The 19,151-nt window shown below is 71.1% G+C and carries 15 protein-coding genes and 1 tRNA gene; 7 read left to right on the forward strand and 9 right to left on the reverse strand.

The features are described 5' to 3' along the window. The first annotated feature begins 11 nt into the window (after positions 1 to 11). The gene (locus MFF01_RS17250) at positions 12 to 233 is read left to right on the forward strand and encodes a hypothetical protein (RefSeq protein WP_238227318.1); all 222 of its coding nucleotides are present in this window, start codon (positions 12 to 14) and stop codon (positions 231 to 233) included. 86 nt (positions 234 to 319) lie between these two features. After that, the gene (locus MFF01_RS17255) at positions 320 to 580 is read left to right on the forward strand and encodes a hypothetical protein (protein ID WP_238227320.1); all 261 of its coding nucleotides are present in this window, start codon (positions 320 to 322) and stop codon (positions 578 to 580) included. Between the two features lie 76 nt (positions 581 to 656). Here the strand turns inward: MFF01_RS17255 and MFF01_RS17260 are convergent, their stop codons facing one another. The 9 genes from MFF01_RS17260 to MFF01_RS17300 form a co-directional block, all read right to left on the reverse strand. After that, complete coding sequence (locus MFF01_RS17260; RefSeq protein WP_373319797.1) at positions 657 to 1,727, reverse strand: BMP family ABC transporter substrate-binding protein; 1,071 nt, start codon at positions 1,725 to 1,727, stop codon at positions 657 to 659. Positions 1,728 to 1,788: 61 nt separating this feature from the next. Further along, entirely contained in the window at positions 1,789 to 2,715 is a 927-nt protein-coding gene (locus tag MFF01_RS17265; protein WP_238227324.1) for an ABC transporter permease, read from the reverse strand. Between the two features lie 29 nt (positions 2,716 to 2,744). Next, positions 2,745 to 3,833, reverse strand: coding sequence for an ABC transporter permease (locus MFF01_RS17270; RefSeq protein WP_238227325.1), 1,089 nt, complete (start codon positions 3,831 to 3,833; stop codon positions 2,745 to 2,747). Between the two features lie 12 nt (positions 3,834 to 3,845). Beyond that, positions 3,846 to 5,450, reverse strand: coding sequence for an ABC transporter ATP-binding protein (locus MFF01_RS17275; protein WP_238227326.1), 1,605 nt, complete (start codon positions 5,448 to 5,450; stop codon positions 3,846 to 3,848). Positions 5,451 to 5,452: 2 nt separating this feature from the next. Next, positions 5,453 to 6,817 (reverse strand): 8-oxoguanine deaminase, encoded by a 1,365-nt coding sequence (locus MFF01_RS17280; RefSeq protein ID WP_238227327.1) that lies wholly within the window; start codon positions 6,815 to 6,817, stop codon positions 5,453 to 5,455. Positions 6,818 to 6,880: 63 nt separating this feature from the next. Next, on the reverse strand, positions 6,881 to 7,885 hold the full coding sequence (locus MFF01_RS17285) for a hypothetical protein (RefSeq protein ID WP_238227329.1): 1,005 nt from the start codon (positions 7,883 to 7,885) through the stop codon (positions 6,881 to 6,883). A 646-nt stretch (positions 7,886 to 8,531) separates the two neighbouring features. Then, positions 8,532 to 8,621 (reverse strand) — tRNA-Ser (locus tag MFF01_RS17290). 71 nt (positions 8,622 to 8,692) lie between these two features. Beyond that, a complete protein-coding gene (mdoH, locus tag MFF01_RS17295) occupies positions 8,693 to 10,789 on the reverse strand; it encodes a glucans biosynthesis glucosyltransferase MdoH (RefSeq protein WP_238227353.1) in 2,097 nt (698 codons plus the stop codon). A gap of 38 nt (positions 10,790 to 10,827) precedes the next feature. Then, positions 10,828 to 12,510 (reverse strand): OpgD/OpgG family glucan biosynthesis protein, encoded by a 1,683-nt coding sequence (locus tag MFF01_RS17300; protein WP_373319798.1) that lies wholly within the window; start codon positions 12,508 to 12,510, stop codon positions 10,828 to 10,830. Between the two features lie 379 nt (positions 12,511 to 12,889). Between MFF01_RS17300 and glmU the strand changes: the two genes are divergently transcribed. The 5 genes from glmU to MFF01_RS17325 all read left to right on the forward strand — a co-directional run bounded on the left by glmU (position 12,890) and on the right by MFF01_RS17325 (position 19,146). Next, positions 12,890 to 14,272, forward strand: a complete 1,383-nt coding sequence (gene glmU, locus MFF01_RS17305; protein ID WP_238227333.1) for a bifunctional UDP-N-acetylglucosamine diphosphorylase/glucosamine-1-phosphate N-acetyltransferase GlmU — start codon at positions 12,890 to 12,892, stop codon at positions 14,270 to 14,272. 256 nt (positions 14,273 to 14,528) lie between these two features. Beyond that, positions 14,529 to 16,355, forward strand: a complete 1,827-nt coding sequence (gene glmS, locus MFF01_RS17310) for a glutamine--fructose-6-phosphate transaminase (isomerizing) (protein WP_238227335.1) — start codon at positions 14,529 to 14,531, stop codon at positions 16,353 to 16,355. Positions 16,356 to 16,514: 159 nt separating this feature from the next. Beyond that, positions 16,515 to 16,934 (forward strand): ribbon-helix-helix domain-containing protein, encoded by a 420-nt coding sequence (locus MFF01_RS17315; protein WP_238227336.1) that lies wholly within the window; start codon positions 16,515 to 16,517, stop codon positions 16,932 to 16,934. Between the two features lie 26 nt (positions 16,935 to 16,960). Continuing rightward, positions 16,961 to 18,238, forward strand: coding sequence for an extracellular catalytic domain type 1 short-chain-length polyhydroxyalkanoate depolymerase (locus MFF01_RS17320; RefSeq protein ID WP_238227337.1), 1,278 nt, complete (start codon positions 16,961 to 16,963; stop codon positions 18,236 to 18,238). Between the two features lie 143 nt (positions 18,239 to 18,381). Further along, positions 18,382 to 19,146: a DUF502 domain-containing protein gene (locus tag MFF01_RS17325; protein ID WP_238227338.1), complete on the forward strand. Its 765-nt coding sequence runs from the start codon at positions 18,382 to 18,384 to the stop codon at positions 19,144 to 19,146. The last annotated feature ends 5 nt before the right edge of the window (positions 19,147 to 19,151 follow it).

A 19,151-nucleotide genomic window follows, 5' to 3' on the forward strand; every position in this document is an offset into this window, starting at 1 on the left:
GAGCGTGCCCGATGCGTCCGTCCCGAATCATCGGCCTCGGCCTCCCCGTGGCGGCCTGGCTCTTCGCCGGGGGCTTGGCGGGGTGCCTGTTGGGCGGTGGCGGTCTCGGCGTCGTCCCGGAGGCCCGGGCGCAAGCCAGCCTGACGCCACCGGCCGGCCAGTCGCGTCTCACGGCCCCTGGCGGCCTTCGCGGCCGGGCGATCCGCCGCCACCGGACACACCGCCGTCGCTGACCCGGCAAACCCGCGCGGGCCGGCGCCGCGTTTCATCGTGCCCCCGACGACTCGTTTCCTCCGACTGTCCTGGAAGGTCCCCGATCATGCGTCTGACGATTTCGGTCCTCGCCCTGTGCGGCGTGCTCGGTCTGACCGGCACGGCGTTCGCCCAATCCGTGGGCGCTCCCGCCGGCAACACCCCCGCCACGGCGCCCGGCGGCACCGAGGGCCGCGCCGGCCTCCGGAACGAGCGGGAGGCGATCCAGAGCGGCGACGCCGTCCCGGCGCCCCCCGGCATCGGCGAGCCGGTTCTCCCGCCCCCCGGCGCGCCGGCGCCCGACCGGCCGGCAGAACCGCGCCCTTAATCCACCCATGCCACCGCAAGCCCCGCCGGTTCGCTCCGGCGGGGCTTCGCGCGCCTCCGATCCGTTGCGGAACGCGCTACGGCGTGAGCTTGTCGTCGATCCCCTTCACGTACCAGTTCATTCCGAGGATCATCGGGTCGGGGGCGGTCTCGCCCTGCTTCACCGCGACGGTTCCGTCCTGCTTCGTCACCGGTCCGTCGAACGGATGAACCTTGCCGTCCACGATGGCCTTGGTGGTCTCCTCGGCCATGGCCTTCACGTCGTCGGGCATGTTGGTGAAGGGCGCCAGCACCACCATGCCGTCCTTGATCCCGCCCCAGGTGTCGCTGCTCTTCCAGGTGCCGTCGCGGACGGCCTTCGCCTGGGCGATGACGTAGCCGTCCCAGTCGTCGGTGATGGAAGTGAGCTGGGCCTTCGGGGCGAAGCGGAACTGGTCGGAGGACTGGCCGAAGGCGAGCTTGCCCTGCTTTTCGGCCTCCTGCAGGGGGGCTGCCGAATCGGTGTGCTGGGTGAGGATGTCGGCGCCCTGCGCCAGCAGGGCCTTGGCGGCCTCCGCCTCCTTGCCCGGATCGAACCAGGTGTTCACCCAGACGATCTTCACCTTGATGTTCGGGTTGACCGCCTGTGCTCCCAGCATGAAGGCGTTGATGCCGCTCACCACCTCGGGGATCGGGAACGAGGCGATGTAGCCGACGGTGCCCGATTTCGAGAGCTTGCCGGCGATCTTCCCGCAGACGTAGCGCCCCTCGTAGAAGCGGGCCGAATAGGTCGCGACGTTGTCGGAGCGCTTGTAGCCGGTGGCGTGGGCGAACTTCACCTTCGGGAACTTCCGGGCGACCTTCAGGGTCGGCTCCATGAAGCCGAACGAGGTCGTGAAGATGAGGCCGGCGCCGGAGCGGGCGAGCTTCTCGATGGAGCGTTCGCTGTCGGCCTCGGGCACGTTCTCGAGGAAGGTGGTCTCGACCGCGTCGGGCATTGCGGCGGCCAGCGCCTTGCGGCTGAGGTCGTGCTGGTAGGAATAGCCGAAATCGGCCACCGGCCCGACATAGACGAAGCCGACTTTCAGCTTGTCCGCCGCGAGGGCCTGCCCGGTGAGGACCGGCCCCACCGCGACCATCGCCCCCAGCACCGCACCCCCGAGCCTCATCGACCTACCCCGCATCGTGTCGTCCCTTCTCGATCCGTTTGCGCGCCGTCGTCGGAGCGGGTCACCGGCTCGGCGTGAAGACACGTCCGAGGGCGGCGGGCGCCGGCGAGCCGCCCTGGCGCCCGCCCAGGGAGAGCAAGACCAGGGCCAGGACGGTGGCGAGGTAGGGCAGGGCGGAGAGGAGCTGGCCCGGCAAGCCGAGGCCGGCGGCCTGGGCGTGGAGCTGGAGGACCGTCGCCCCGCCGAACAGCAGCGCGCCCGCCGCGACCCGCAGCGGCCGCCAGGTAGCGAACACGACGAGGGCGAGCGCGATCCAGCCGCGGCCCGCCGTCATGCCGGGCGACCAGAACGGGGTGTAGGCCAGCGCCAGATAGGCCCCTCCGAGCCCGGCGCACGCACCCCCGAACAGGACGGAGAGGAAGCGGACCCGGCGCACCTTCAACCCGAGCGCATGGGTCGCGATGGGGTCGTCGCCGATGGCGCGCAGGGTCAGGCCGGCGCGCGTGCGCCAGAGGAACCACGACACGGCCGCCACGAGGGCGACCGCCGCGTAGACGAACGCATCCTGCCCGAACAGCAGTCGCCCGATCCCGGGCAGGTCGGTGAGGCCGGGGATCGCGAGCTGGGGCGCCGGATCGCGCTTGATGCCGACGTAGTTCGCCCCCACCAGGCCCGACAGGCCGAGCCCGAGGATGGTGAGGGAGAGGCCGGAGGCGACCTGATTCGCCGCGAGCCCGACGGTGAGGAGGCCGAACAGGGCGGCGAGCCCGAGGCCCGCGCCAGCGCCGCCCAGGGCGCCCAGAAGGGTCGAGCCCGTCTGCATCGCCACCGCGAAGCTGACGGCCGCGCCGAAGATCATCATGCCCTCGACGCCGAGGTTGAGCACCCCGGCGCGCTCGGCGACGAGTTCGCCGATGGCGGCGAGGATGAGGGGGGTCGCGGCCGCCAGGACCGTCACGAGCACCATCTGGACGATATCGAGGGTCATGACCGGCTCCGGCCCTGTTCGTGCGGACTCTACGGTGCCGTGCGGCTCACCGGGCCGCCGGGCACGAGCCGGACGTGGTAGCGGGCGAACACGTCGGCCCCGAGGACGAGACCCAGCAGCAGGCCCTGGAAGGCCCGCGTGAGGTCGAGGGGCAGTTTCAGATCGATCTGCGCACCCTCGCCGCCGATGGTGGTCAGCGCGATGACGAGGGCCGCGACGAGGATGCCCGGCGGCGAGAGCCGGCCGAGAAAGGCGACGATGATCGCCGTGAAGCCGTAGCCCGGCGAGATCTCGGGCTGGAGCTGCCCGATCCGGCCGGCCACCTCGACGATGCCGGCGAGGCCCGCGGCCCCGCCCGAGATGGCGAAGACGGCGAGGGTCAGGCGCGCATCGGAGAAGCCGGCAAAGCGCGCGGCCCGGGGGCTCGCCCCCACGAGCCGCACCTCGAACCCGAACAGGGTGCGGGCGAGCACGAAAGTCCCGAGCCCCACGGCAGCCAGGGCGATCAGCACGCCCGCATGCAGGGTCTCGCCCTCCATGAGGTAGGGCAGGCGCGCGGCCGCCTCGAAGCCGACGCTCTGGGGGAAGTTGTAGCCCGCCGGATCGCGCAGGGGGCCACGAACCATGTAGTCGAGCAGGAGTTGTGCGACGTAGACGAGCATCAGGCTCGTCAGGATCTCGGAGACCCCGAGGCGGACCTTCAGGACGGCCGGGATCAGGGCGTAGGCGGCCCCCGCGAGGGCTCCGGCGGCGAGCATGGCGGGCAGGATCCAGACGGAGCCGCCCGACCCGTGGGTCGCCACGCCGACCCATCCGCCGGCCAGCCCCCCGACGACGAACTGGCCCTCGGCGCCGATATTCCAGAGGTCGGCGCGGTAGCAGAAGGCGAGGCCCGTCGCGATGAGGGCCAGGGGCGCGGCCTTGAGGGCGATCTCCTGAAGCGACCACACGTCGCTCAGGGGCGTGACGAAGTAGGTCACGAAGGCGGCGCCCGGGGAGACGCCGAGGGCCGCCACGGCGACGCCGCCGACCATCACCGCCGCCACGAAGGCCAGGGCCGGCGCGAGGATGTCGAGCACCGCGGAGCGGCGGATGCGGGGCACGAGGTCGAGGCGCATGGACTCTCCCGCTCAGTGCGTGCGCGCCGGCGCAAGCGCCGGTGCTGGCGCGAGCGCCGGTGCGGCGTCGCTCGATCCGCCCATGAGCAGGCCGATGGCCTCGCGGCTCGTCTCGGCCGTCGGCACCGGCGCCGAGAGCGTGCCGTCGTGCAGCACGGCGATGGAACCGGCGATCTCGAACAGCTCGTCGAGGTCCTGGCTGATGACGACAATCGCGCCACCCTGTGCCGCGAGATCGACCACCGCCTGACGGATGTGGGCGGCGGCCGCCGCATCGACGCCCCAGGTCGGCTGGTTGATCACCAGCACGCCGGGCTGCGCCAGGATCTCGCGGCCGACGACGAACTTCTGGAGGTTGCCGCCCGACAGGGTTCCGGCGGCGGGATCTGGTCCGGACTTGCGCACGTCGAAAGCGGCGATCACCCGTTGGGCGAGATCGCGCGCGGCCCCCGCCCGGAGCAGACCGGCCCGGGTCAGGGGCGCCGTCGGATGGCGGGACAGCAGGGCGTTCTCGGACAGGCTCATCAGGGGTGCGGCCGCGTGGCCGTTGCGCTCCTCCGGCACGAAAGCGGCCCCGAGGCGCCGGCGTGCGTTGATACCGAGGCCCCCGACGGGCTTCCCGTCGAGGCGCACGCACGCCGGATCGGCCGCCAGGGCCTCGCCCGACAGGGCGGCGAAGAGTTCGGCCTGCCCATTGCCGGCGATGCCCGCGATCCCGAGGATCTCGCCGCCGGAGACGCGCAGCGAGACGTCGCGGAGCGCGGTGGCGTGCAGGCCGGGGGCGGGGAGGGCGAGGTGATCGAGGCGCAGGCGCTCCGCGCCGATGGCCCGGACCGCGCGCGCGCTCACCTCGTGCACGGCACTTCCCACCATCATCGCCGCAAGGGAACGGGCCGTTTCCTCGCGCGGGTTGCAGGCGCCCACGACCCTGCCGGCCCGCAGGATGGTGGCGCGCACGCAGAGCCGCCGCACTTCATCGAGGCGGTGGGAGATATAGAGCAGCGCCCGCCCCTCCCGCGCCAGGCGTTCCAGCACGGAAAACAGCGCCTCGGCTTCGCCGGGGGTGAGCACCGAGGTCGGCTCGTCGAGGATGACGAGCTTCGGATCCTGCAGCAGGCAGCGGACGATCTCGATGCGCTGGCGCTCGCCGGCCGAGAGCGACCAGACCGGACGGTCCGGTTCGAGATGCAGGCCGTAATCGATGCCGAGCTTGGCGATGCGGTCGGCCAGGGCCCGGCCGGAGAGTTCCGGCGGCATCACGAGGGCGATGTTCTCTTCGACCGTGAGGTTCTCGCACAGGGAGAAGTGCTGGAACACCATGCCGATCCCGAGCCGGCGGGCGGCCTCCGGATTGGGCAGCTGCACGATGTCGCCCCGGTGCGTGACCACGCCCTCGCTGGGCTCCAGCAGGCCATAGAGGATCTTCATCAGGGTGGATTTGCCGGCGCCGTTCTCGCCCAGCAACGCGTGGATCTCGCCGGCCCGGATCTCCAGGTCGACGCCGTCATTCGCCGTGAAGCTGCCGAACCGCTTCACGATGCCGTAGGCGCCGAACAGGGGCGTCGGCCCCGCCGTCGCGCGGGGCAGGGGAGCGGAGACCGGCCGGGCGGCCTCCATCGCTAGAAAGAGCCGAACAGGTGTCGGGCCAGCCGGCCGTGCTCCTCGCGAAGCCGGCGGGTGTCGAGGCCGACGGGATGGCCGTCGACCACCCGCCATTGCCCGGCGACCATTACCCGGTCGGCCCGGTGGGCGCCGCAGAGCACGAGGGCCGCCAGGGGATCGTGCGCGCCGGAGAAGCGCAGTTCGTCCAGGGTGAAGAGGGCGAGATCCGCCTCGCGCCCCTCCGAGAGGCGACCGATATCGGAGCGCCCGAGGCAGGCGGCCGAGCCCTCCGTGGCCCAGCGCAGGGCGTCGAGGTGGGTGACCTTCTCGGCCCCGTAGGTGAGGCGGTTCAGCATCAGGGCGTGGCGGACGCCCTCCATCAGGTTGGAATTGTCGTTGGAGGCCGAGCCGTCGACCCCGAGCCCCACGGGGGAGCCGGCGGCCTCGAGTTCGCAGGTCCGGCACTGGCCGGACGCCAGGGTCATGTTCGAGGTCGGGCAATGGCACACGCCGACCCCCGCCCGCCCGAGGCGGGCGACCTCGTCGTCGTTGAAGTGGATGCCATGGGCGAGCCAGGCGCGCGGGCTCATCCAACCGACCTCCTCGAGGTAGTCCACGGGGCGTTGCCCGAACGCCGCGAGACAGTAGGCGTCCTCGTCGAGGGTCTCGCCGAGGTGGGTGTGCAGGCGGCAATCGTGGCGCTCGGCCAGGGCCGCGCTCTCGCGCATCAGCCGCTTCGTCACGTTGAAGGGCGAGCAGGGGGCAAGCCCGATCTGCACCATCGCGCCGGGCGCGGGATCGTGGAACAGAGAGAGCACCCGCTCGCTGTCGGAGAGGATCGTATCGTCGTCCTGCACGAGGGCGTCCGGCGGCAGGCCGCCGTCGCGCACGGACAGGCTCATGGAACCCCGCGTGACGAAGGCCCGGATTCCGAGGGCCCTCGCCTCCTCGACCTGGATGTCGACGGAGGCCTCGAGCCCCTTCGGAAACAGGTAGTGGTGGTCCCCCGCCGTGGTGCAGCCCGACAGGAGCAGTTCGGCGTAGGCGAGGCGGGTGGCGAGGCGGAACGCTTCCGGGGTCAGCTTGTCCCAGACCGTGTAGAGCGCCTGAAGCCAGGGAAACAGCGGCTTGTTGATCGCCAGCGGGTGCGCACGGGTCAGGGTCTGGAAGAAGTGGTGGTGGGTGTTGACGAGGCCGGGGATCACCACGTGGCCTGCAGCGTCGAAGGTCTCGTGCACCGGCGCCGCCGGCCGGGCGCCCGCGGGCACGCGCTCGACGATGCGCGTGCCCGCGACGACGAGGCCGCCGCCCGCATCCTCCGCAAGGATCGCCAGGGGATTCTTGATCCAGAGACGACGGGGTCCGGTGTCGTGCAGGCTCATTCCGCTTCCCGATTCCGCGTGGCCCCGAGGGAGAGGCTTGTCAGGCCGTATGTCGGCCGTCCGTCAAAAGATGTGGAACGCGATGCCGGCCAGGAAGCTCTTCTCCTCGGTGCCCTTGAAGGTCGCACGCTCCACGTTGCCGAACTTGTTGAGCCAATACTGGAAGCCCACGAAGGCATCGAGCTTGTTGGGCTGGTTCCAGATCATCTTGCCGACGTCGAGCACGAGGTTCGTGCGCGACAGGAACTCGACGCCGGTTCCGGGATAGTAGCCGCCCGGGTAGTTGAACGGGTCGCGGATGCCCTTGCCCTTGGGCATGACGATGTTGTTGAACCCGGCGAGGCTCAAGGGAACGTTCGGGAAGAAAGTGATCGGAAAGTTATAGACGATCTCGAATTCGGGAACGGTGTCGAAGCTGACGTCGCGGTCGCCGCCGACATTGAAGCCGTTCCGGTTCCATTCCTTGTAGGCATGGGCGCTGACGTTGAGGAAGCCGGCGGGCACGTCGACCGAGAAGGTCAGGCCGCCGACGACGTCGCGCTTCTTCGGACCGAAGGCGGTGTTCTTCGTGTTCGCGTCGAACCCGAAGGCGAGCGAAACGTCCTTGACGAGGCCCGGAACCGTGAAGGCCTTGCTGCCGGTCAGCGCGTTCAGGCTGAGGGTGCCGCGATAGAGGCCGTAGGCTTCCGTGGCCCCGTTGTCGTACTGGGCGAAGCCGCCCGGGGCATTGGTGGTCCCGGCCGGATCCTGCGAGGTCGATTTCAGGATATCGAGAGAGAAGAAGTTCGTGCCGTACGCCCAGGCGTCGGCGTGCGAGATGTTGGTGATGTATTTCGGAATGTCGCGATTGCGGAAGCTGCCATCCGCCCGCTGGATCTGCACCCCTGGCTCGGCCGCGGGGAACTGGTAGCGAAAGCTCACCTGGGTGTCCGAAAACAGGAAGAAGGACGGTTCCCTGATCGGCGCGGCCTCTGCCACGTCGGGTTTTCCGGTCTTGAGATCGGCGGCCATGCCGGCCCCGATCGTGGCGAGTGACAGAGCCACGGCCGTGAACGTCCTTGCGATCATCGTTCGTCTCCTCGAACTCGCAGATGCCGTGTGAGGGACCGCAACCGCCGTGCCAGGCGCCGCCCGCGCCGCGACACCGAAGCTCGCCGTCACATAACGGCAACATTCCCGGCATCGTCCGGGGCGGCAGGTCGTGATGCGGAGAAGGCGGGAGACGCGTGCCGCCCATGGGGGGCGCGGCCCCGCACCGATGGCGTGTCGCAAACCAGCCGAAACGGGGGCGCGCCGATCAAAGCCAGCCGGATACGGGCCGCCTCCGGCGTCGGGGGGTCTCCCATCCCATCAGTCTGCACAGGGCTTGGTCACGCGGGCCGAAACGCCGCGCCTTGGCGGGTGGGATTTGGGCACGCGCGCCGACCGGATCCATCCCTGGTTCGCGCCCGGCCCTCACGGACCGAGAGCCCTGAGCGGCCCTTTCTCATCCTCCGGGACCCGGACAAATCAGAGGGGGCATGGCGCTCGGCGCCTGCCCGCGACGACCACCGGGGATCGATTCACGCAGCTTGCGGGGGGTGGTCGCCAAGCATGAGACGCGGCGGTGCCGGACGGACGTCGAACGAGGCGGATCTCGAGGCCCTTCGCTGAAGGCACCTCATCGCCTCGGAGCGTCGACGCGTCGGATCTGATGGTGGGCTTGGGAATACATTGGCGGAAGGGGTGGGATTCGAACCCACGGTGGAGTTGCCCCCACGGCGGTTTTCAAGACCGCTGCCTTAAACCACTCGGCCACCCTTCCGACCGCGCCGGCATGGCTCGGCGGGGTGGTAAGGGTTCTAGCCGAGAACGGGTCGGCCGGGAATCGAAAACTCAGGCGGGGTTGGGCTCGAGGCGGCCGAGGCGGTCGAGGAGGGCGCGGTCGTGGAGGAGAGCCATGCGCTCCTTCGGGGAGAGCCAGGCGGCGGCTTCCTCGAGGGTGTGGGCTTCCACCACCTTGGCCTGGGCCAACGCCCGATCCGTGTCGATGACGCCGCGCGGGCGGGGGGCAGCGGTCGGGAGCATGGCGGCGTGGGCTTGCGCGAAATCGGGCTCGGCGTGGAGCGCACGCAGGGCGTCGGCGTCGTCGAGGCCCCGCGCGGCGTTGCGGGCGGCGAGGCGGCCGGCCTCCAGGGCGATGGCGGGGGGCCTGCGCTCCTCCGGCGTCATGAGGAGGCCGAGGCGCTTCAGGGCGAGGCCGAGGCTGAGCTGGCCGCTCGCCCAGGAGATCGGGATCGCCAGCACGAGGCCGAGGATGGTCGGCGACATCCAGAGGAACAGGGAGGTGGCGATGGCGAAGGCCGCGATCCCCGTGACGAGGCCGAGCGCCATGTGCCAGCGGTGGCGGCGGACGATGTCGCCCCACGGGATCGAGCCGTCGTCGCGCCGCTGCGGATTCCAACCGGTGTCGCGCCCGAGCAGGATCTGGAACACCGAGCCCGACTGGATCAGCATGGCGATGGGCGCGATGAGGGCCGAGAGCAGGATCTCGATGAGGCTCGACAGGACGAGGCGGCCAGCCCCGCCGCAGGCCCGGCGCACCGGTCCGTCGATCAGCGCCAGGATCAGTCCCAAAAACTTCGGGGCGAGCAGGATGCCCATGGTGAGCCCGAACAGCTGGAGCGCGCGCACGGGGTCGAAGCGCGGCCAGACGGGATGGAGCCCGAACTCGCTCGTGAAATATTCCGGTCGCACGTAGGCGGTCTGGAGCACCAGGGCGATACCGACCACGAGCTGGGCGAGCCAGAGGGGCGAGGCGACGTAGCCGGCGATGCCCGTGGCGAAGTGCTGGCGCGAAGCCGGTTTCAAGCCGGCGGCCCCGATGATGCGGCTGTGCTGGAGATTCCCTTGAGCCCAGCGCCGGTCGCGCACGGCGACATCGATGAGGGAGGGCGGGCTCTCCTCGTAGGAGCCGGGAAGCGCCGGCAGCATGGTGACGCTCCAGCCGGCCCGCCGGATCAGGGCGGCTTCCACGAAATCGTGGGACAGGACGTGACCGCCGAAGGGCGGCTTGCCCGGAAGGTCCGGCAGACCGCAGGCGGTCGCGAAGGCCCGGGTCCGGATAATGGCGTTGTGACCCCAGTAATTGCCGTCGCGGCCCGACCACACGGACAGGCCCGTGGCGATGACCGGCCCGTAGATGCGCGCGGCGAATTGCTGGACCCGGGCGAACAGGGTGTTGCGGTTGATGATCAGCGGCAGGGACTGGATGATGCCCGAATCCGGGTCCGCCTCCATGGCGGCGGCGAGATGCACCACGCACGCGCCCGTCATCAGGCTGTCGGCGTCGAGCACGAGCATGTGGTCGTAGGCGCCGCCCCAGCGCGAGACGAAGTCGCCGATGTTCCCGGCCTTGCGGTGATGGTTCTTCGCCCGATGGCGGTAGTAGAGGCGGGCGTCGCCGCCCCAGCGGGCGCGGAGCTCCAGGAAGGCGCGTTCCTCGGCGATCCAGGCGTCCCCTTGCGTCGAATCCGACAGGACGAAGTAATCGAAGGCCCGGCCCAGCCCCGTGGCGTCGATCTCGGCGCGCATGGCCTCGAGGGCGGCGAAGGTCCGGGCCGTGGCCTCGTTGTAGACCGGCATCACCACGGCGGTCCGCGTCGCGAGCGCCGTGGGCAGGGCAGGGGTTCGGGGACGGCGCAGGAGCACGAGGAAGCCCAGGATCGCGCCCGTGAAGGCCAGGGCGATCCAGGAGAAGTTCAGGGTGAACAGGGCGAGCAGCACGTACTGCAGGGCCGTGGTGCCGCCGGAGACCGACACCACCTCGTACATCTGGAACGCGCCGTAGGCGGTCAGCAGCGCAGCCGCACCGAACACGAAGAGCCGGGCGAGCCAGGGCTTGGCGTGGGGCCGGACCGGGACATGCCCCGCGGCCCCGTCCCAGGTGTCGAGGCGCTGCACCGGCATGGCCAGGGGCGTTTCGGGCGGCATCGCCGGGCGGAACGGGGCGATGGGGGGCACGGGTGCGTTCACGGAGTCCAACGGTACAGCCAGGTTTCGGTCAGGGGCGTGTCGTCCCGTAGCAGGGCGAGGCGCAGTTCGCAGGCCTTTTCGCCGCGTGGATCGAGCTCGAAGGCGACGCGGACGGTCTTGCGGTCGGGGTAGCGGTAGAGCCGGCTCGTCACGATGGCGCCGGGCCCCACCGAGAGCTGGGTCCGCAGGTCGCCGGCCTCGGCCAGGCCCTCGCCGGTGAAATCCACGAGGAACAGGCGCCGTGCCTCCGTCGTGCCCCGTCCGCTGCGCGTCCCCGAAACCACGGCCACGGGCACCGGCTCGGGCGGCTGCCAGCACCAGTGCTGGCGGTAGCTGAACGCCAGCTCGGCCCGCGCCGCGAGGCCGGCTTTCGGCCGCCAGTAGGCCAGGATGTTCTCGTTGAACTCGGAATCGCTCGGGATCTCGAGGAGGGTCACGGCGCCCGGTCCCCAGGGCGCGAGGGGTTCGAGCCACAGGGACGGGCGCCACTCCCAGTGCTGCACGTCGTCCTGGAAGGCGCGGTAGTCGCGCGCCCGCTGCATCAGCCCGAAGCCTTTCGGGCCGTCGTCCATGAAGGAGGAGACCTGCAGGGTCTCGGGGTTGCGCACCGGGCGCCAGATCGCCTCACTGGCGCCCGTGCGGATCTGCAGGCCGCCCGAGGAATGGACGGCGGCTCGCGCGTCGTCGGCCCCGCGCCGGTCGTAGGGGCCGAACAGGTAGCTCGTGGTCATGCCGCCGAGGCCGAGATGATCGATGGCGTTGCGCGCGAACACCGTGCCCTCGACATCGCACAGGGAGGCCGCACCGGGGCGCAGGCTCATGCGCAGGGCCGCCGTGGCGGAAGGGGAATCGACGAGCGCGTGCACGACGAGGGGCCCGCCGGGACCCGGCCGCTCGATCCAGATGGCGCGGAACTCCGGAAATTCCTCGCCCCGGGCGTCGGCCGGCCGCAGGGTAAGGGCGCGCGCGGTGACGCCGAAGCCCTGGCCCGTGGCGATGAGGCGGTAGAACGACGCGCCCTGAAAGTAAGCGAAATCGCTGAGCTCGCCGCCGTCGAAGCGGGCCCGGATCTTGAAGCCGGAATAGCCCAGATCCTCCTTGAGGGTGGGGATCTGCACGGTATCCGTCTCGAACCGGGCGCGGTCGTAGGCCAGGGGACGCACCACCCCGTCCTCGACGAGCGCCAGGGCGACGCGGTCCCGGAACACCGAGCCGCGATGCAGGGGCTCGAGGGTGAAGCCGAGGCCGGCCTCGGCCCAGACCGCGCTGCCCGGCGCCGTGCGGATCCCGGCATATTGCTCGCGGTTGAGGTCGGCCAGGGCCCCGGGCAGATCGTCCGTGCGGGGCGCGACGTAGGCCCGCGCGGCAAGGGCCCGGGCGAGGTCGGTGACGAGCCCCGCCTGGAACGGCGTGCCGGCCGCCGGGAGGGCAGGGGCATCGTCGGCCAGGGCCGCACCGGGCAGGGCCGTACCGGGCAGAACGGCGGAGATGGTGAGCGCCCCGGCGCCGCGGATGAGATCGCGGCGGGTATGGCGCCCCGCCTCCGCCGTTACGGGATCCTCGGTCGTGGGAGCGGCGGCATCGGGGACGTCTCGGAACGGCGGCGTCACGGGGGACCTGTCGTTTGGGCGCGGCGGCGCCGGATCAAGAAAGCGCGGACTTCCACGGCCGTTTACCATGCGATGGCCTGAACCGAAGGTTAAGTTCGACAGAAATGCCGACGGCACCGATCCCGTTCGACCGGTCCGAATACTGCCGGCCCCTGGCCGAAACGTCGCACCCGTGCGACATCGAAGAGATCAACACGCGTCGTCGACGCGGCAACGGAGGCGTTCATGGTGTCGATGCCATGCTTGGCCGCGGCCAGCCCGGCCCGAAACCTCTCCCGCGCGGCGGGGGCGGCGGCATGGTCCCGCATGATCGACCGGGTGGCCGCCCTCACCCCCTCGGGACGGCGGGTCCGGCGGAGCGGTTGCCGGCCTCTCGCCGACCCCTTGCCAGCCCCTCGGGCAGCACAGTAGCGCACCGGCATTGAACGAAGCGGAGGCGAATCGACCGATGAGCGCAGCGACGACGACAACGACCGGGCGCAGCCTCACCGCCATCGTGCTGGCCGCCGGCAAGGGCACGCGGATGCGCTCGGACCTGCCGAAGGTCCTCCATGCCGTGGCCGGGCGGACCATGCTCGGCCACGTGCTCGCCGCCGCCCGCGCGGCGGGGGCGGGCCGCATCGCCGTGGTGGTGGAGCCGGGGCAGGCCGCCGTGGCCCGGGAGATCGAGCGGGCGGCTCCGGGCGCCGCCGTGTTTCCGCAGACCGAGCGCCTCGGCACCGCCCATGCGGTGCTGGCCGCCCGCGAGGCTCTGGAAGCCGGGGACGACGACGTGATCGTCGCCTTCGGCGACACCCCCCTCGTCACCGGCGCCACCCTCGCCCGTCTGCGTGCGCCCCTGGCCGACGGCGCGGCCGTCGCGGTCCTGGCCTTCGACACCCCGACCCCCACGGGTTACGGCCGGGTGCTGACGGAGGGTGGACGGGTGGTCGCCATCCGCGAGGAGAAGGATGCCACTGCCCCCGAGCGCGCCGTCACCCTGTGCAATGCGGGACTCATGGCGCTCTCCGGCGCGCACGCCCTCGCGCTTCTCACGCGCATCGGCAACGCCAACGCGGCCGGCGAATACTACCTGCCCGACGCCGTGGCCCTCGCCGTGGCGGACGGCCTCATGGTGGCCGTGGTGGCCGTGGACGAGGCCGAGGCTCAAGGGGTTAACGACCGGGTCCAGCTCGCCGTGGCGGAGGCGGAGATCCAGGGCCGGCTACGCCGCGCGGCCCAGATCGGCGGCGCGACCCTGGTCGCCCCCGAAACGGTTTTCCTGAGCGCGGACACGGTGTTGGGTCGGGACGTTCTGGTGGAACCTCACGTGGTGTTCGGGCCCGGCGTCACCGTCGGCGATGGCTGCACGATCCATGCTTTCTCGCATCTCGAAGGCGCGTCCCTGGCGCCCGGCGTCGCCGTCGGTCCCTATGCCCGCCTGCGCCCCGGCGCGGTGCTGGAGACGGGGGCGAAGGTCGGAAACTTCGTCGAGATCAAAAACGCGCGCCTCGGCGCCGGCGCCAAGGCCAACCACCTGAGCTATCTCGGCGATGCCGAGATCGGCGCGGGCGCCAATATCGGGGCCGGCACCATCACGTGCAATTACGACGGGGTGAACAAGCACCGCACCGCCATCGGGCCGGGGGCCTTCATCGGCTCGAACACCGCCCTCGTCGCCCCCGTGAGCGTCGGGGCCGGGGCCATCGTCGGAGCAGGTTCGGTGATCGCGGATGATGTCGCCGATGAGGCTCTGGCCGTGTCGCGGGCCCGCCAGCGCACCATCGCCAACTGGGCACCGGGCAAGCGCGCGGCCCTCGCCGCAGAGAAAGCTAGGCGCACAAAATCCTGATCCTCCAAGCTCTTGGTCCGGCCTCCTCAAGCTTGACTTGAGAAATCACCGGCGGTGTTGAGCGTAAGAAGTACCTCATGAAACGCCGGTCTCGGTCGATCCTCGCGTAGCGCAGGACGGCGACCGGCGTTTCGCGAGAGACGCGAAGACCGGGCGGGCCGGGTGGCATGCCCGTTCCGATCCGGTACAAGCCGGGGTTTGCGAGGCGCATCCCGGCGGTCTTTGGCCGGCGGCCCGTTTGTGAGAGACACGACCCATGTGCGGAATCGTTGGCATCGTCGGACGGGACGCCGTGGCCGGGCAGCTCGTGGAAGCCCTGCGGCGGCTCGAGTATCGCGGTTACGATTCGGCCGGCATCGCCACCGTGACGCAGGGGCGCCTGGAGCGCCGGCGCGCGGAGGGCAAGCTCGCCAACCTCGAGGCGCGCCTGCGCGACGAGCCGCTGGGCGGGTCCATCGGCATCGGCCACACCCGCTGGGCGACCCATGGGCGGCCCAACGAGACCAACGCCCACCCGCACGCCACGGCGCGCCTCGCCGTGGTCCATAACGGCATCATTGAGAACTTTCGCGAGCTGAAGGCCGAGCTGCAGGGCTTCGGTGTCCGCTTCGAGAGCGAGACCGACACGGAGGTCGTGGCCCAGCTCGTCAGCCGCGCCATGGACGAGGGCTTAAGCCCCATCGAGGCCGTGGCCGCCTGCCTGCCGCGCCTGCACGGCGCCTTCGCCCTCGGCATCCTGTTTTCCGGCTACGACGACCTCCTCATCGGCGCGCGGCACGGCGCTCCGCTGGCCATCGGGTTCGACGCGGGCGCGACCTATCTCGGCTCCGACGCCCTGGCGCTCGCGCCGTTCACCGAGGAGATCACCTACCTGGAAGAGGGCGACTGGGCCGTCCTGTCGCGGGCCGGCGCGGTCATCCACGACATCGACGGCGGACTCGTCGAACGCCCGCGCCAGCGCATCGTCGCCCAGGCCTACCGGGTCGAGAAGGGCAATCACCGTCACTTCATGGCGAAGGAGATCCACGAGCAGCCCGAGGTCGTGGGCCGCACGCTCGCCCATTACGTCGATCTCGCGAACGGCCGCGTCGCCCTGCCCGGAGACCTGCCGTTCGATTTCGGCAAACTCTCGCGCCTGTCCATCACGGCCTGCGGCACGGCCTACTACGCCGGCCTCGTCGCCAAGTACTGGTTCGAGACCCTGGCACGCCTACCCGTCGAGATCGACGTCGCCTCCGAGGCCCGCTACCGCGAGCCGCCGCTGGACCGCGACGGCCTCACCCTGGTGATCTCGCAGTCGGGCGAGACCGCCGACACCCTCGCCTCGCTGCGCTACGCCAAAGCCCAGGGCCAGCACACCCTGGCGGTGGTCAACGTGCCGACCTCGACCATCGCCCGCGAAGCCTCGGCGGTCGTGCCGACGCTGGCCGGCCCCGAGATCGGGGTGGCCTCCACGAAGGCGTTCTCGTGCCAGCTCACCGTGCTCCTGTGCCTCGCCATCGCGGCCGGCCGGGCGCGCGGCACTCTGAGCGCCGAGCGCGAGCGGGAACTGGTCGACGCCCTCATCACCGTGCCGGGCCTGATGGCAGAGGCGACGAAGCGCGAGGGCGAGATCGAGATCCTCGCCCGCGAGGTGTCGAAGGCCCGCGACGTGCTCTATCTCGGGCGCGGCACCAGCTACCCGATGGCGCTGGAAGGTGCCCTGAAGCTCAAGGAAATCAGCTACATCCACGCCGAAGGGTATGCGGCGGGCGAACTCAAGCACGGCCCCATCGCCCTCATCGACGAGAGCGTGCCGGTCATCGTCATCGCGCCCCATGACGCGATCTTCGAGAAAACCGTGTCGAACATGCAGGAGGTGGCGGCACGGGGCGGGCGCATCATCCTCATCGGCGACGCCAAGGGCGCCGCGGCGGCGGGCCTCGAGACCCTGGCCACCGTGACCATGCCGGATTGCGACGCGGTCGTGGCCCCCATCGTCTACGCCGTGCCGATCCAGCTCATCGCCTACCACACGGCGGTGTTCATGGGGAAAGACGTGGATCAGCCGCGCAACCTCGCGAAATCCGTGACGGTGGAGTAGCCCGTCGGCCTCGCGAGGCCGGACAGTCCCCCAGACAGGCGCCCTCGGCGCGACCGGCACAGGATCGCTTCGAGGGCGTTCGCATGTCTGCCCTTGCACTTCCCCATCCTATTACCATCTTCAGACCATCCAACCGGATGGTCTGAGGGGGTTCGAGAGATGGAAGACAACGTTCACGCCCTGCGGCCGAAGCTGCCCGACAGCGAGAAGGTCACGGTCAATCTCGGCTTCGTCGACCTCGGGCACATCGACCTGATGGTCCGCGACGGTTTCTTCGCCAACCGGGCCGACTTCATCCGCACCGCCGTGCGCAATCAGCTCGAACGCCAGGGCGAGGCCGTGCGCCAGTCCGTCGCCCGCAAGGGGCTCGAACTCGGCCTGTCGCATTACAGCCGCGCCGCCCTCGAGGCGGCGCGCGACGCCGGCACGCCGCTCCACATCCAGGTGCTCGGCCTCGCCAGCATCGCCCCCGACGTCACACCCGACCTCGCCCGCGCGGCCATCGCCTCCGTGCAGGTGCTCGGCGCCTTCCAGGCGAGCCCGGCCGTCAAGGCGGCTTTGGCCGACCGCATCGCCTGATCTCCCACCGACAAGGAACCCGGTTCATGGGCTCGTTCACCACAAGTCATTTCCCCGCCATCGACATGGCCGCCGTCACCCGCCTCACCCAGGCCGGACGGCTCTCCGAAGCGATGGCCCTGCTCCAGGGCAAGCCGGCGCCCGACACGGCGACGCCGAAGGCGGCCGATCCGCGTGCCGTCCTCGACATGCTGGCGCCGAGCGACGCCACCGGTGCCTGGACGGCCCCGGGTGCCCAGGCGGACGCCCCGACGCCGCCGCACTCCGATCTCGCACAAACCCTGCGCGGCCTGACCGAGCGCTTCGCCAAGTCCGGCGGCCAGGCCGGCGGCTTGGCGGGCGCGATGCCGAACCTCGAAGGGCTCGGCAAGGGATTGGGTCAGGGATTCGGGCGCCGCCCCGCCGCGAAGCCGGTTCCCGTGCCCGAGGGGGCGCGCTTCGAGACGCGCCGCTTCACCGGCGCGACGGGGGCCCGCGACTACAAGGTCTACGTGCCGAGCGGTCGGGCGGAGACGAGACGGCCGGTGATCGTGATGCTCCACGGCTGCACCCAATCGGCCGACGACTTCGCCGCCGGCACCCGCATGAACGCGCTCGCCGAGGCGCAGGGCTTCCTCGTGGCCTATCCGGAGCAGCCCCCTTCCGCCAACGCACAGAAATGCTGGAACTGGTTCAGCGCCGGGGACCAGCAGCGGGAGGGCGGCGAGCCGGCCCTCATCGCCGGCATCGCCCGGGCGGTCCTGGCCGAGTTCGGCGGCGACGACACCCGCGTCTACGTCGCCGGCCTCTCGGCGGGCGGGGCGGCCGCTGCCATCATGGCCGCGACTTATCCCGACCTGTTCGCGGCGGTCGGCGTCCACTCGGGCCTCGCCTGCGGGGCGGCGCGCGACATGCCCTCCGCCTTCGCGGCCATGAACGGGGGCGGGGCGGTCCAGCCTCGCGGCGACGGCCCCGCCGTGCCCACCATCGTGTTCCACGGCGACGGCGACCGCACGGTCCATCCCGTCAACGGCGAACGGGTGATCGCCCAAGCCACACCCACCCAAACCACGGCCGCCCCGGCGCTCGGCACCACGGTGACGCAGGGCACGGCGCCGGGCGGCACGCGCTACACCCGTACGGTCCGGACCGAGGAGAGCGGGCGCTCGGTGCTGGAGCACTGGCTCCTGCACGGCACCGGCCACGCCTGGTCGGGCGGCAGCCCGGACGGCTCCTACACCGATCCGCGCGGGCCGGACGCCAGCGCCGAGATGGTGCGGTTCTTCCTCGCGCACGCCCTGACGGAGCGTCCGACCCGACACTGAGCGACAGGCCGGGGGGCCGGCCTTGAGCCCGGCCGGGGGGCCGGCCTTGAGCCCGGCCCCCGCAGGGGCTACCTCTAGCCAAAGGGGGGCCGGGGCCGGCCGACGATCCTCGCGCGCCGTTCCCCACGGCCGAAAGTGCATCCGTGGCGACACTCATTCCGCCGGTCCCCGAACCAGACCCCGCCGGTGCCCGCCCACGGGTCAGCGCGCGCGGGCGGTTGCGGACCTACTTCCTCACCGGCATCATCGTTTCCGGGCCGCTCGCCATCACCATCTACATCACCTGGTGGTTCATCAGCCTCATCGACGGCTGGGTGAAGCCCCTGGTGCCGGCGAGCTACCTGCCCGACCATTACCTGCCGTTCTCGATCCCAGGCCTCGGCCTCCTCATCGCCTTCCTGGCCGTGACCCTGCTCGGTTTCCTCACAGCCAACCTCGTCGGCCGCAGCGTCGTCGAGTTCGGCGAGGTGCTGCTCGCGCGCACTCCGGTGATCTCCGGCCTGTACAAGGGCCTGCGGCAGATCTTCGAGACGCTGTTTTCCGCCAACGGCACCTCGTTCCGCACGGTCGGCCTCGTCGAGTTCCCGGTGAAGGGCACGTGGTCGGTGGTGTTCCTCTCGGCCCCGGCCGCCCCCGACGTGCAGAACGCGCTGGCGCCTGGCGGCGACCATGTCGGGGTGTTCCTGCCCTGCGCGCCGAACCCGACCACGGGGTTCTTCTTCTACCTGCCGCGCCGCGACATCGTGGAGATCGCCATGAGCGTCGACGACGCGGCCAAGCTCGTCATGTCGGCGGGTGTGATCCAGCCCGACGACCCGCATGCGCGGATCCAGGCCATGGCCGCGACCCTGCGCGCCGCGCGGGGGGAGGACGCCCCGGCGCCCGCTCCCCAGAGGACCGAGGCCTGAAGGGA

Origin of the sequence: Methylobacterium adhaesivum (assembly GCF_022179065.1) — a bacterium.
Taxonomy (GTDB): domain Bacteria; phylum Pseudomonadota; class Alphaproteobacteria; order Rhizobiales; family Beijerinckiaceae; genus Methylobacterium; species Methylobacterium adhaesivum.

Coding starts and splice junctions, on each gene's coding strand:
- MFF01_RS17250 (WP_238227318.1), top strand. CDS start 12: ATGCGTCCGTCCCGAATCATCGGCCTCGGCCTCCCCGTGGCGGCCTGG.
- MFF01_RS17255 (WP_238227320.1), top strand. CDS start 320: ATGCGTCTGACGATTTCGGTCCTCGCCCTGTGCGGCGTGCTCGGTCTG.
- MFF01_RS17260 (WP_373319797.1), bottom strand. CDS start 1,727: ATGAGGCTCGGGGGTGCGGTGCTGGGGGCGATGGTCGCGGTGGGGCCG.
- MFF01_RS17265 (WP_238227324.1), bottom strand. CDS start 2,715: ATGACCCTCGATATCGTCCAGATGGTGCTCGTGACGGTCCTGGCGGCC.
- MFF01_RS17270 (WP_238227325.1), bottom strand. CDS start 3,833: ATGCGCCTCGACCTCGTGCCCCGCATCCGCCGCTCCGCGGTGCTCGAC.
- MFF01_RS17275 (WP_238227326.1), bottom strand. CDS start 5,450: ATGGAGGCCGCCCGGCCGGTCTCCGCTCCCCTGCCCCGCGCGACGGCG.
- MFF01_RS17280 (WP_238227327.1), bottom strand. CDS start 6,817: ATGAGCCTGCACGACACCGGACCCCGTCGTCTCTGGATCAAGAATCCC.
- MFF01_RS17285 (WP_238227329.1), bottom strand. CDS start 7,885: ATGATCGCAAGGACGTTCACGGCCGTGGCTCTGTCACTCGCCACGATC.
- mdoH (WP_238227353.1), bottom strand. CDS start 10,789: ATGCCGCCCGAAACGCCCCTGGCCATGCCGGTGCAGCGCCTCGACACC.
- MFF01_RS17300 (WP_373319798.1), bottom strand. CDS start 12,510: ATGGTAAACGGCCGTGGAAGTCCGCGCTTTCTTGATCCGGCGCCGCCG.
- glmU (WP_238227333.1), top strand. CDS start 12,890: ATGAGCGCAGCGACGACGACAACGACCGGGCGCAGCCTCACCGCCATC.
- glmS (WP_238227335.1), top strand. CDS start 14,529: ATGTGCGGAATCGTTGGCATCGTCGGACGGGACGCCGTGGCCGGGCAG.
- MFF01_RS17315 (WP_238227336.1), top strand. CDS start 16,515: ATGGAAGACAACGTTCACGCCCTGCGGCCGAAGCTGCCCGACAGCGAG.
- MFF01_RS17320 (WP_238227337.1), top strand. CDS start 16,961: ATGGGCTCGTTCACCACAAGTCATTTCCCCGCCATCGACATGGCCGCC.